Source organism: Brevundimonas sp. (assembly GCF_036399195.1).
In the GTDB taxonomy this organism is placed as follows: domain Bacteria; phylum Pseudomonadota; class Alphaproteobacteria; order Caulobacterales; family Caulobacteraceae; genus Brevundimonas.
This window is the reverse complement of record NZ_DASWNO010000229.1, coordinates 1-11,352: the sequence shown is the minus strand read 5'-3', so window position 1 is coordinate 11,352 and position 11,352 is coordinate 1. Positions and strand designations below refer to the sequence as shown.

Here is an 11,352-nt window from a genome sequence, read left to right as displayed (position 1 = left end):
GTTCGCGGCACGCTGCTGGTCGCTCACGAAGGGCTGAACGGCACTATCGCCGGCCCGGCGGCGGCGGTGGAGAGGGCGCTCGACGGCATCCGCGCCCTGCCCGGTTTCGCCGACCTCGACGTCAAGCGCGCCCTGGCGGCGGCTCCGCCCTTCCATCGCATGAAGGTGCGCATCAAGCCGGAAATCGTCACCATGGGCCAACCGGGCCTCGATCCCGCCGACGCCGGAACCTACGTCTCCCCTCAGGACTGGGACGCCCTGATCCGCGACCCCGGTACCGTCGTGATCGACACCCGCAACGACTACGAGGCCGCGGTCGGCGCCTTCGCCGGGGCGGTGCAGCCGAACACCCGGACCTTTCGCGACTTCCCGGCCTGGTTCCGCGACGAAGGCCGCGCCCTGCTGGACCGGCCCGGCGTTGAGCGGGTGGCCATGTACTGCACCGGCGGCATCCGCTGCGAGAAGGCCACGGCCTTCCTGAAGAGCGAGGGCGTGGCCGACGTCTTCCATCTGGAGGGCGGCATACTGCGCTATCTGGAGATCACGCCTGAAGCCGACAGCTCGTGGCAGGGGGAATGCTTCGTCTTCGACGAACGGGTGGCGGTCGGCCACGGCCTTGCCCCGGGCAGCCACAGCCTGTGCCGCGCCTGCCGGATGCCGGTGAGCGAAGCGGGCCGCGCCTCGCCGCGCTATGTCGAGGGCGTCAGCTGCGACGAATGTTTCGAGGCCCGCGGCGAGGATGACCGGGCCCGCTATCGCGAGCGGGCGCGGCAGATGCGGATCGCGCAGGATCGCGGCTTCGCCCACATCGGCATCGCGGCGCGGGAGCGGGCGGAGGACTGAAGCCCTACTGGTCCTCGTCGAACCGGCGCGCGACCAGCTCGGACAAGGCGGCCACGGCGGCCTCGGCCTCGGGCCCCTCGCCGGTGATCTCGATGCCGCAGCCGTTGCCGGCGCCCAGCATCAGCAGGCCCATGATCGACAGGGCGTTCACGGTCACGCCGTCGCGGGTGACGTGGACCTCGGCGTCGAAGGACGAGGCCAGTTTGACGAATTTGGCGGAGGCCCGGGCGTGCAGGCCCCGGGTGTTGCAGATGTCGGCTGTCGCCGTGACCTTGTCCGTCATGCCGTCATTTCTCGCCCTGCAGGACCCAACTGGCGACCGAAATGTATTTGCGACCGGCGTCCTGGGCGTGGGCCACGCAGGCCTCCAGCGGCTCGCGCCCGCGCACGCTGGCCAGCTTGATCAGCATCGGCAGGTTCAGCCCGGCGATCACCTCGGCGCGGGTCTCCTCCATCACCGAGATGGCGAGGTTGGACGGGGTGCCGCCGAACATGTCGGTCAGCAGGATCACGCCCTCGCCGTCGTCGACAGCCTGAGCGGCGTCGACGATGTCGCGCCGCCGGCGCTCCATGTCGTCCTCGGGCCCGATGCAGATGGCCGCGACCCCGCGCTGGGGGCCGACGACGTGCTCCATCGCCGCGAGGAATTCCGAGGCCAGTCCCCCGTGGGTGACGATCACCAGCCCGATCATGACGGCATCACCAAGCTCTCGCCCCCGGCGTTCGGCGCCCGTGAGCGCGCCGCAAGCCGCGCGGAATAGCCCAACTCAGCCCCGGGTTAAAGCGCACTGGTCAGCCGTGTGACCTTTTGGACGGCGGACGGCTCCAGTCCATTCAGCCGCACCACCGGCAGGGTCACGCCCGCGACGACCCTCGATGCGGCATCGGGCAGCCGCTCGACCGCCTCGCCCGTGAGCTCGACCGCCAGCACCAGCCTGACGAGGTCGAGCGCGCAGGCGGCCAGGATGCCGACCCCCCGAGCCTCGATCTTGCCGGCGAGGGCGTCGGGCGGAGCGGCGTAGAGGGCGCCGCCGGAGGCGAACACGTGGGCGTAGTCGTCCGCCACCAGCCGCCACCCGCCATGCCCCGTCAGGCGCAAGGCCAGGTCGCTCTTGCCCGCGCCCGAGGGCCCGGTGATCAAGACGCCGCGCCAGCCGCGCCCCGGTGTCCAGCGGGCGGCGACGGTGGCGTGCAGCGGCTGGTTCATCCGCGCCGGACCGGGGCGGGCGGGAGCGCCACCTCGAAACGCGCGCCGGCCGTGACACCGTCGGCGCCCATCCGGTTCTCGGCGCGGATACGCCCGCCGTGCGCCTCGACGATCTGGCGCGCGATCGAGAGGCCGAGGCCCGAGTTGGTCCCGAAAGCCGCGCCCTTGGGCCGCGAGGTGTAGAAGCGCTGGAACACGGTCTCGAGGTTTTCAGGCGGAATTCCCGGGCCGTCGTCCTCGACCGCCACCAGCACCGGCCGGTCCTGGTCGGCCCCGTCCCGCACCAGGGCGATACGGACGGATCCCGACGGCGGGCTGAACGAGCGGGCGTTGTCGATCAGATTGCGGAACACCTGCCCCAGCGGTCCGTCGCGCCCGACCACCAACACCGGCTCCCGGCCCGGCGCGTCGAGCACCACACGCGGCTCACCCGGTTTCCGCCCCGCCTCATAGACCCCGACGATCTCGGTCAGCAGCAGGTTCAGGTCGATCGTGCGCGGTCGGTCGCGCGCCAGCTCGGCGTCCAGCCGCGAGGCGTTGGAGATGTCCGTGATCAGGCGGTCCAGCCGCCGCACGTCCTGCTGCAGCAGCGCCGTCAGTTTCTCACGCTGGGCTTCCGTCTTGACCAGCGGCAGGGTCTCCAGCGCCGAGCGGATCGAGGTCAGGGGGTTCTTGATCTCGTGCGACACGTCGGCGGCGAACCGCTCGATGGCGTCCATCCGGTCCGACAGGGTCTCGGTCATGGTTTCGAGCGAACGCGCCAGATCGCCGATCTCGTCGCGCCGACCCTCCAGATCGGGCAGGGAGATGGCCCGCGCGCGCTGCAGCCTGACCTCGTCGGCCGCGGCCGACAGGCGCATCACCGGCCGCGCCACGAACAGGTGCAGCAGCAGGGATCCCAGCAGGTTCACGAACAGCGCCACGAGGGCGAACGGCATCAGCGCCCGCCGCTGTGCCGCGAGCGTCTCCTCGACATCCCCCGCCTCCAGCGTCAGCACGCCGAGGACCTGCTTCACATGGCGCACCGGGATGGAGACGGACACGACCTGCCCCCCGCTCTCGGACGGCCGCAGACCGGACTGGGGCTCACCCGCCAGCGCCGCCTCGACTTCGGCGGCCAGGTCGGCGCGCGCGCGGTCGGCCGCGTCCGCCTTGCGGTCTTGCTGCGCCTGATCGACCGCGACGGGCGGGCTGCCCGCGGGGCGGGCCGGCGGCAGGGGACGCCCGGGGATGTTCTCGGTCACCGCGAAGCTGTCGGCCACCAGCAGGCCGTCGAGGTCGAACAGGCGGGCTCGCTGGCCTTCCGGGATGAAGTCGTCGACCAGTTGCCGCGACGCCTCCACGGGGTCGAAGGCCGGAGTCGGCTCGCCGGTCGTGATGCTGAGCTTGCTGAGCACGTTGGACAGCAGCTCGGCCTGCGCGATCAGGGTTTCCTCCCGCGCCTCGACCAGACCCCGCCGCCACTCGTTCAGCGCCAGCGCCCCGACAAACAGGATCAGCAGGCTGAGCAGGTTCAGCGCAAGGATCAGCCCGCCGAGCCGCGATCCGCCAAAGCGTTTCAGCCGGCGCCGCGGCTCGTCGTCCCCCGGAGGGAGCGGATCAGCTTTCGCGGTAGCGGTATCCGACGCCATAGAGGGTCTCGATCGCGTCGAACTCGGGATCGACCACCCGGAACTTCTTTCGCATCCGCTTGACGTGGCTGTCGATGGTGCGGTCGTCGACATAGACCTGATCGTCGTAGGCGGCGTCCATCAGGTTGTCGCGGCTCTTCACGAAACCCGGACGCTGGGCCAGCGCCTGCAGCAGCAGGAACTCCGTGACCGTCAGCTTGACCGCCTTGCCGTCCCAGGTGCTCTCATGGCGGGCCGGATCCATCGACAGCTTGCCGCGCCTGATCGCCTTGGCCGAGGTCTCGCCCGACGGCTCGGGCTCGCCGCCGTCGGCGCCGGTCCGGCGCAGCAGGGCCTTCACCCGCTCGATCAGCAGGCGCTGGCTGAAGGGTTTGTGGATGTAGTCGTCGGCGCCGAGATTGAAGCCGAGGATTTCGTCGATCTCCTCGTCGCGCGAGGTCAGCATGATGACCGGGATCTGCGAGGTCTGACGCAGGCGGCGCAGCACCTCCATCCCATCCATGCGAGGCATCTTCACGTCGAGGATGGCGAGGTCCGGCGGGCTCGACTCCAGCGCCTCAAGCCCGGCGGCGCCGTCATGGTAGGCGGTGATCTTGTGGCCATGGCTTTCGAGCGCCAGCGAGACGGAGGCGACGATGTTCTCGTCGTCGTCGACCAGGGTGATATTGGCCAAAGGCGGTCTCCTTGCAGGCTCGTCGTCCGCTTCATCAACGCACGGCAAGCGGTACTGTTCTAATCCCTCATTGTCGCCGCCGGGTCGAATGAAAATCCGGCCGCCGGGCCGTCGTCAGGACCGGAGATGGGAGCCATCCTCCGGAATTGCCAGCGAAACCCCGCCTTAAAGCCTTCGCTCCAAGATGACTTCAAACAGTAAGAGCGTATTTCATGGCCGGGTCCGTCCACTACGAGGTCTACATCCGCAAGACGGCGCCGGCGCCCTGGACCCTCCAGATGGCGACGGAGGACCGCACGACGGCGGTCCAGACCGCCGAGGACATGCTGGCCGACAACCGCGCCGCCGCTGTTCGCGTCACCAAGGAAACGCTCGATCCAGACACGATGGAGTTCGGCAGTGTGACGGTGCTGACCCGCGGCGCGCCCGAGGTCCAGCGCAAGCGCGTCGTGCCTGACGACCAGGCCGGGCCGCGCTGCAACGGGCCCCAGGATTTCTACACCTCGCAGGCGCGCGAGACGATCGGCCGGGTTCTGGAAGACTGGCTGGCGCGGCAAGGCGTCACCGCCTTCGAGCTGCTGCATCGCCCCGACCTGGCTGAAAAGCTGGAGGCCTCTGGCGTCGAACTGCAGCACGCGATCCAGAAGGTCGCCGTGCCCGAGAGCCAGGCTGTGGGCCAGCCCGTCCACGAACTGGTGCGGCACTATCAGAAGCTGGCCGACCGCGCGATCGAGCGCGTCATGGCGGCCGGACGGCGCGGTCAGTTCCCCAGCCTGGACGACTGCTCCATCGCCGACCTGGCGCACCGTCTGGCGGGGCAGCCTGATCGCGGCTTCGTCATGGGCGGGGTGGTGTCAGGCGCCCTGGCGGGGCTGCGCGGGGGCCGGGTGCGGCTCGAGCGGCTGATGGATCTTGCGGACCGCGCGCCGATGGACGGACCGCCGCGCGCCATGGTTCTGGTGCCGATCGAACAGCTGCTGTGCGAGATGCTGGCCGCCCGGACCAACCTCACCGACATCCTCGGGCCCGCGCTCGATCAGGGAGCCTCCCTGGCCGCGGTGGTTCGCATGGTCGCGCCGAAGGAGATCGAGGCCCTGATCCGTCAGGACAGTCGCATGGCCCTGCAGGTGCCGGCCGTCGACGGCCCGGCCGCGCGACTGGGCGCCCGGCTCGAGGCCGGAGAGTTCCCGCTGCTGGCCGCCGCGCTGGCCCGCATGGTCTTGCGCGAACTGATGAGCCCGCGCCGCCTGCGTCCGACCGATCCGGCCGGCGAGATCGACATTCTGCGGACGCTCGCCATGGCCCTGACTGTGACGGCGGGCCGGCTCCTGACCCTCGAGGAGGTCCAGAACGCCTTCAACGAAAGGTCCAAGGCCATCGTCACCGCCGACTTCGTCGCCGCGTATGTGAAACCGTGCACCACCGTGCTGTGCGAGGCCGAGGCGCTCTCGCGCCTGTGCGAGAACGTGACCGGGACCGCCAACAAGCGTTCGGCGGCGCGCTGGCTGTCGGCCTGCGTCGGCTCGCTGCGGTTCGAGACCGAGATGCGAGCCGCCTCGGCCAGCCAGACGGCGGCCCAGAAGCTGGGCGTTCTGGCGGCCCTGCAGCGCGCCGCCCGGACCTGCGGACTGACCGAACGCGACGCGACCGAGATCTGCACCTCGGTCGGGTCGGTCGGAGGTTCGGTCGAGAGCGAGGCCAGGATCGTGATGCAGGTGGCCCGCTCGCCGGCGCCCCTGCCGCAAAAGCTGTCGGTGCTTCTGCGCCTCGCGGCCGGCGAAACCGCGCCCCTCGGCCCCGCGGCCGACCGCGCCAAGGCCGAGGCGGTCCGCCTGTTCCGCGCCCCGGAGTCCCGCGCCACGCTCAGCGCCGCGCCGGAGACGCTGGCGCCGCTCAAAGGGCTGATGAAGGCGGCGGGGTTGGCGGCTTAGGGCGCGTCCGCCGCCTCCCGCCCGCCCTGCGCGCGCCGCACACCAACCGTCCGTCTTTCCGGGGCTGCGAAGCAGAACCCGGAATCCAGAAGATCGAGCGCCGGCGGGCGGCCGGCGAGCGGCTCCCGGACGCCTGGGTTCCGGGTTCCGCTGCGCGGCCCCGGAAGGACGACTGAGACCGGAGCTCGGCTCGCTGAGCCCCCTCAGTCAAAAATGTCGAAGATGCTGTCCCGCTTCTTCTTCTTGTAGCGATAGTCGTCGTCGCGGCTGCGGTAGCGGTCGTCGCGATACTGGGGCTGGCCGCCCCACGGCTGCTGCGGCGGCTGTTGCGGCGGATAGGGCTGCTGGGCCTGTTGCGGAGCGGGCGGCGGCGCCGAGGCGCGGCCTTCTTCGTTCGCTGAGGCCATCAGCTTCTCCAGCTCGCCGCGGTCCAGCCAGACGCCGCGGCAGTTGGGGCACATGTCGAACTGGACGCCGCCGCGTTCCAGCGTCTGCATGGCGGCGTTGTCGTTGGGGCACATCAGCAGCGGCATGGTGGTCTCCTGTCGGCGATCTGTAACCAATAGCTAGGCTGTGATGGCGGTTCCGCCAACGCGGCGAACGGCCGCGCGGATCAGGCCGCCGGCGCGCCGCCGCCCGCGGCGATCCAGGCGTCGACCTGGTCTTCCAGCACGTCCAGCGGCACCGAGCCTGAGCCCAGCACCACCGTATGGAAGTCGCGGATGTCGAAACGGGCCCCCAGCGCCGCCTGCGCCCGCTGGCGCAGCTCCATGATCTTCAGCTCGCCGATCTTGTAGCTGGTCGCCTGCCCCGGATTAGTCAGATAGCGCTCGACCTCCTTGACGATGTCGCGCTCGCTCAGCAGCGAGTTCTGGCGGAAGTATTCGATCGCCTGTTCGCGGCTCCAGCGCTTGGCGTGCAGCCCGGTGTCGGTGACCAGCCGCACGGCCCGCCACAACTCGGTCGAGAGGCGGCCGAAATCGGAATACGGGTCCTGATAGAAGCCCATCTCCTTGCCCAGCCGCTCGGCGTAAAGCCCCCAGCCCTCGGCGTAGGCGCCGTAGCCGCCGAAGCGCCGGAAACGCGGCAGACTCTCCATCTCCTGTGCATAGGCGATCTGGAAATGGTGGCCCGGCGCACCCTCGTGATAGCTGATGCCCTCGATCTGGGGCTTCAGCACCTGGGTCATGTCCGACAGGTTGACGTAGTAGATGCCCGGCCGCGAGCCGTCTGGGGCCGGGGCGTTGTAGAAGGCGATCGAAGCCGTCGCTTCGCGCCACGCCTCCACCGCTCGCACCTCCAGCGCCGACTCGGGCAGGTCGCTGAACCACTGCGGGGCGGCCGCCATCACCTGAGCGATGAAGGCCCGGGCGTCGGTAAGATACTGCTCCTTGCCCTCCGCCGTGTTCGGATACTGAAAGCGCGGATCGGTCTTCAGGTCGGCGAACATCTCCTGCAGCGAGCCGGCGAAGCCGACCTGCGTCATGATCGTCTGCATCTCGCCTTGCAGCCGGGTCACCTCGGCCAGACCGATCTCGTGGATCTGGTCCGCCGTCAGATCGGTGGTCGTCGAGAGCCGCAGCCGTGCATTGTAGAGTTCTTCCCCCTGCGGCAGACGCCACACGCCCGCGTCGCGGTCCGGCATGGCCGCCGCCTGGGCCTGAACCTCGGCCAGCGCCGCCAGCACCCCTTCGTAGCCGCGCTTCCACTCGCCGGTCAGCGCCGCGCGCCCTTCGGCCAGAAGCCGGTCCTCCGTCGCCTGATCGGCGGTGAGCGCGCCGACCTTGCGCTGGAAGTCGGCCCACACCGGATTGTCCGCGCCGCCGTCGAAGGGCGCGCCGGTGATGATGCCGCGGGTGTTGGCGATCGACGGCTCGAACACGAAGCTGGGCGAGATCACCCCCGCCGCCGCGCGCTGCCGCAACTCGGCGGCGATCACCCCCATCACCCTCTCGGCGTCCCTCAGGCGCGAGACATAGGCCTCGGCGTCGGAGACGCTGTCCACGCGGTGGTTGTTGATCATGAACACCGGCAGACCGGTCGTCGGATTGCCGTTGGCCGCGAACTGATAGCCCCACTCGCGCCAGCGGTTGGCCAGCCGCGCCTGCTCGACGCCATATTCGAACAGCCGCCACGACAGCCGGCTGTCGGCGCTCAGCGTCTGCGGATTGAAATGGTCGTTCAGCTGCGCCAGCTGGGACTCCGCCAGCGCCAGCGACCGTTCGGCCGCCGCGTCGGTGCCTTCGTCCAGCTTGTCGTAGTCGGTCTTGAGGCCAAGCGACGTCATCTGCTGCGGCGACAGCGCGATCCGCTCCTGAAACGCCTGCTCGAAGAACGCCGCCAGCCGCGCGTCCTCGCTCTGGGCCGTGGCGGTAGGGGCCGCTGACGTCTGCGCCAGAGCGGGTGCGGCCAGACCCGCGGTCAGGGCGAGGGCTGCGGTGGTGGCGATGAGCAGACGGCGCATGATGTTCCCCGATGACGGCAGCTCACGACAATCACCGCTCAGCGGTCGGGGCGCAAGTTGGGACCGTGTCAGGCCTTCCCTCACCAGCTCCCGCTGTTCGGCATCGACAGCCATGGCTCCGCCGGGGCCAGCGCCTCGCCTTCCTGCAGCAGTTCGATCGAGATGCCGTCGGGCGAGCGCACGAAGGCCATGCGGCCGTCCCGGGGCGGGCGGTTGATGACGACGCCGCCATCTATCAGACGCCGACAGGCCGCGTATATGTCGTCGACCTTGTAGGCGAGGTGACCGAAATTGCGGCCGCCGGCGTAGGGCTCCGGGTCCCAGTTGAAGGTGAGCTCGACCTCGGGCGCCCGCTCCGCCTCGGCGCGCGGGCGGTCGGTGGGCGCGGCGAGGAAGATCAGGGTGTAGCGCCCCGCCTCGTTCTCCATGCGCCGCGTTTCCTGAAGCCCGAGCAGGTCGCGATAGAACCGCAGCGAGGCGTCGAGGTCGGTGACGCGGACCATGGTGTGAAGGTAGCGCATGGGAGCTCCATCCGGGGAGAGGCGGGAAGCAATCTCCATACAGAGCCTTCAACTGACCGGCCACTCGCGATGGCCCGGGGGCTCTCGCCCACTCGCGAAATTGCGTCTAACGAGGCGCTCCCCGCGCCGAAGCCGAGTCCATGATCCAGTCCGTAGACGAGCACACCGACGACCCGAACCAGGGATTCATTGCGCTGGTGGCGGACCTGGCGGCGGTCAGCGGTCCCGACGGGCTCACGCTGCGCGAGATCCGTGATCGTCTCGACGAGCGCGCCTTCGGCCTGATGATCCTGATCCTCGCCATACCGTGCCTGGTGCCCGCGCTCTACGGGGTGCCACAGATCGTCGGCATCCCGATCCTGCTGCTGGCGGGACAGATGCTGCTGGGCCGCGTCGAGCCCTGGTTGCCCGAGATGGTCCTGAACCGGCGTGTTTCGAAGCCCTGGCTCGATCGCATGGCGGAGTTCGCCACCCGGCGCATGCCCTGGTTCGAGCGGCTGTCGCGGCCGCGGCTGACGGTGTTCGCGGAAGGCTGGGCGGAACGCGTCGTGGCCCTGTTCATGATCCTGGCGACCCTGACGATCGTCCTCCCGCTGACCAACACCGTCCCGTCGGTGGCGCTCGCTCTGCTTGCGGTCGGGCTGATCCAGCGCGACGGCCTGTTCGTCATCGGCGGGGCGGCCGTGGCGATCGGATGGATGACGGCGTTGATCACCGTCGCCATAGGCTTCTACTTCGGAGCCGGCTGGGCCGTGTCGCTGATCGCGCGCTTCGGCGGCTAAGCTGATCGACGCCGCCCGCCCCTCCCGCTATGAACAGGGTCCGATGAGAGGCCTGTACCGACTCCTGACGCGCTGGTGGACCGCCTTCGCCCTCGCCGCCTCGCTGGCGATGCTGGGCGCGGCGCATGCGTTCGAGCGCTTCGGCGGCCTCGCACCCTGCAATCTCTGCCTCAAGCAGCGGGAAGTGTACTGGGGCGCCGTCGCCATCGCCCTGACCGCCACCCTCTGGCACGTGATCAGCCGGGGCAGCCGGGGCACGCCGCGCATCGCCGCCTTCCTGCTGGCGGTCGTATTCGCCACCGGCGCCGTCACCGCGACCTTCCACATGGGCGGAGAGCTCGGCTGGTGGGAGCTGCCGGCGGCCTGCGCCGGAGGCGGGCCGATCGACCCGGCCGACTTCGAGTCCTTCGTGCTGGGGACCGGTCCGATCACCGACCTGCCGCTCTGCGACGAGGTGGCATGGAGCCTGCTCGGTCTTTCGATGGCAGGGTGGAACGCCCTGATCTCGGCCCTCCTCGCCGTGTTCAGCCTGCTCGCCGCCAAGAGGCCCAAGGATGCCCGCGCCCCAAGACCCTGAAGCGACGGCCAACCGCCGCATTCCGCTGGCCCGCCCCGGACCGGGCGCCAGCCGCCGTCGCCGGGCCGAGATTCTGCGCGTGGATCACGCCGGAGAATACGCGGCGGTCCATATCTATCGCGCCCAGCGCGCCGTCTTTGAAGGTCGCTCGGGCCGCGAGGCCATCGCCGCGGACATGGCGGAGATGCAGGGACAGGAGGCGGTTCACCTGGCCCGGTTCGAGGCCCTGCTGAACGCCGAGCGGGTGCGGCCGACCTTGATGACGCCGGTCTGGCGGCTGGCCGCTCTCGCGCTGGGAACCGGCACGGCCCTGCTGGGCGAGAAGGCCGCCCACGCGTGCACCGAGGCGGTGGAAGCCGTCATCGAGGAACACTACGCCGACCAGATCGCCGAGCTAGAGGACCGCGACCCCGATCTGGCGGCCGAGCTCAAGGTGTTCCGCGACGAAGAGATGGCCCACCACGACCACGCCGTCGACCACGGCAGCCGCGAGGCGCCGGGCTATCGCCTGCTGTCATCGGTCATCAAGGCCGGTTGCCGCGCTGCGATCAAGATCAGCGAGCGGGTGTAGGGTCGGCTCCCGACAGGGTCGCGCGCCCGCGCGCCGCTTGATCCCCCGCTCGCTCCTGCGGAGCGCCGGAGGATGACGACAAAGGGGCAAGGAAGGTTCGGTGTCCCGCTATCTCTCGATCACATCGAACGCCAGAAGCAGCGTTCGCTGAC

Annotated in this window: 13 protein-coding genes; 5 read left to right on the top strand and 8 right to left on the bottom strand. The window is 70.0% G+C overall.

Features of this window, described 5'->3' with window-relative positions; translation table 11 throughout:
• On the top strand, positions 1-843 hold an 843-nt coding region (locus VGB60_RS10165; protein WP_331038147.1), incomplete at its 5' end, for a rhodanese-related sulfurtransferase.
• A 4-nt stretch (positions 844-847) separates the two neighbouring features.
• Here the strand turns inward: VGB60_RS10165 and VGB60_RS10160 are convergent.
• The 5 genes from VGB60_RS10160 to VGB60_RS10140 all read right to left on the bottom strand — a co-directional run bounded on the left by VGB60_RS10160 (position 848) and on the right by VGB60_RS10140 (position 4,354).
• Positions 848-1,126 (bottom strand): HPr family phosphocarrier protein, encoded by a 279-nt coding sequence (locus tag VGB60_RS10160; protein ID WP_331038146.1) that lies wholly within the window; start codon positions 1,124-1,126, stop codon positions 848-850.
• A gap of 4 nt (positions 1,127-1,130) precedes the next feature.
• Positions 1,131-1,535 (bottom strand): PTS sugar transporter subunit IIA, encoded by a 405-nt coding sequence (locus tag VGB60_RS10155; RefSeq protein WP_331038145.1) that lies wholly within the window; start codon positions 1,533-1,535, stop codon positions 1,131-1,133.
• Between the two features lie 86 nt (positions 1,536-1,621).
• Positions 1,622-2,050: a serine kinase gene (locus tag VGB60_RS10150; protein ID WP_331038144.1), complete on the bottom strand. Its 429-nt coding sequence runs from the start codon at positions 2,048-2,050 to the stop codon at positions 1,622-1,624.
• Positions 2,047-3,681, bottom strand: coding sequence for an ATP-binding protein (locus tag VGB60_RS10145; protein ID WP_331038143.1), 1,635 nt, complete (start codon positions 3,679-3,681; stop codon positions 2,047-2,049). Before VGB60_RS10145 ends, VGB60_RS10150 begins: the two co-directional genes overlap by 4 nt.
• Positions 3,650-4,354, bottom strand: coding sequence for a response regulator transcription factor (locus VGB60_RS10140; RefSeq protein WP_331038142.1), 705 nt, complete (start codon positions 4,352-4,354; stop codon positions 3,650-3,652). The genes VGB60_RS10145 and VGB60_RS10140 overlap by 32 nt, the downstream gene beginning before the upstream one ends.
• A gap of 212 nt (positions 4,355-4,566) precedes the next feature.
• On the opposite strand from VGB60_RS10140, the gene VGB60_RS10135 reads away from it, so the two are divergent.
• Positions 4,567-6,285, top strand: coding sequence for a hypothetical protein (locus tag VGB60_RS10135; RefSeq protein ID WP_331038141.1), 1,719 nt, complete (start codon positions 4,567-4,569; stop codon positions 6,283-6,285).
• 203 nt (positions 6,286-6,488) lie between these two features.
• On the opposite strand, the gene VGB60_RS10130 is transcribed toward VGB60_RS10135, so the two are convergent.
• The 3 genes from VGB60_RS10130 to VGB60_RS10120 form a co-directional block, all read right to left on the bottom strand.
• Positions 6,489-6,818: a zf-TFIIB domain-containing protein gene (locus VGB60_RS10130; RefSeq protein ID WP_331038140.1), complete on the bottom strand. Its 330-nt coding sequence runs from the start codon at positions 6,816-6,818 to the stop codon at positions 6,489-6,491.
• Positions 6,819-6,898: 80 nt separating this feature from the next.
• Entirely contained in the window at positions 6,899-8,749 is a 1,851-nt protein-coding gene (locus tag VGB60_RS10125; protein ID WP_331038139.1) for a DUF885 domain-containing protein, read from the bottom strand.
• Positions 8,750-8,829: 80 nt separating this feature from the next.
• Positions 8,830-9,270, bottom strand: coding sequence for a VOC family protein (locus VGB60_RS10120; RefSeq protein WP_331038138.1), 441 nt, complete (start codon positions 9,268-9,270; stop codon positions 8,830-8,832).
• Positions 9,271-9,410: 140 nt separating this feature from the next.
• Between VGB60_RS10120 and VGB60_RS10115 the strand changes: the two genes are divergently transcribed.
• Genes VGB60_RS10115 through VGB60_RS10105 form a run of 3 tightly spaced genes read left to right on the top strand, consistent with a single transcriptional unit; the run spans position 9,411 to position 11,200 of the window.
• A complete protein-coding gene (locus VGB60_RS10115) occupies positions 9,411-10,052 on the top strand; it encodes an exopolysaccharide biosynthesis protein (protein WP_331038137.1) in 642 nt (213 codons plus the stop codon).
• 43 nt (positions 10,053-10,095) lie between these two features.
• The gene (locus VGB60_RS10110; RefSeq protein WP_331038136.1) at positions 10,096-10,629 is read left to right on the top strand and encodes a disulfide bond formation protein B; all 534 of its coding nucleotides are present in this window, start codon (positions 10,096-10,098) and stop codon (positions 10,627-10,629) included.
• Positions 10,607-11,200: a demethoxyubiquinone hydroxylase family protein gene (locus VGB60_RS10105; protein WP_331038135.1), complete on the top strand. Its 594-nt coding sequence runs from the start codon at positions 10,607-10,609 to the stop codon at positions 11,198-11,200. The genes VGB60_RS10110 and VGB60_RS10105 overlap by 23 nt, the downstream gene beginning before the upstream one ends.
• Positions 11,201-11,352: the final 152 nt, after the last annotated feature.

Coding starts and splice junctions, on each gene's coding strand:
- VGB60_RS10155 (WP_331038145.1), bottom strand. CDS start 1,535: ATGATCGGGCTGGTGATCGTCACCCACGGGGGACTGGCCTCGGAATTC.
- VGB60_RS10150 (WP_331038144.1), bottom strand. CDS start 2,050: ATGAACCAGCCGCTGCACGCCACCGTCGCCGCCCGCTGGACACCGGGG.
- VGB60_RS10115 (WP_331038137.1), top strand. CDS start 9,411: ATGATCCAGTCCGTAGACGAGCACACCGACGACCCGAACCAGGGATTC.
- VGB60_RS10110 (WP_331038136.1), top strand. CDS start 10,096: ATGAGAGGCCTGTACCGACTCCTGACGCGCTGGTGGACCGCCTTCGCC.
- VGB60_RS10130 (WP_331038140.1), bottom strand. CDS start 6,818: ATGCCGCTGCTGATGTGCCCCAACGACAACGCCGCCATGCAGACGCTG.
- VGB60_RS10125 (WP_331038139.1), bottom strand. CDS start 8,749: ATGCGCCGTCTGCTCATCGCCACCACCGCAGCCCTCGCCCTGACCGCG.
- VGB60_RS10145 (WP_331038143.1), bottom strand. CDS start 3,681: ATGGCGTCGGATACCGCTACCGCGAAAGCTGATCCGCTCCCTCCGGGG.
- VGB60_RS10105 (WP_331038135.1), top strand. CDS start 10,607: ATGCCCGCGCCCCAAGACCCTGAAGCGACGGCCAACCGCCGCATTCCG.
- VGB60_RS10120 (WP_331038138.1), bottom strand. CDS start 9,270: ATGCGCTACCTTCACACCATGGTCCGCGTCACCGACCTCGACGCCTCG.
- VGB60_RS10135 (WP_331038141.1), top strand. CDS start 4,567: ATGGCCGGGTCCGTCCACTACGAGGTCTACATCCGCAAGACGGCGCCG.
- VGB60_RS10160 (WP_331038146.1), bottom strand. CDS start 1,126: ATGACGGACAAGGTCACGGCGACAGCCGACATCTGCAACACCCGGGGC.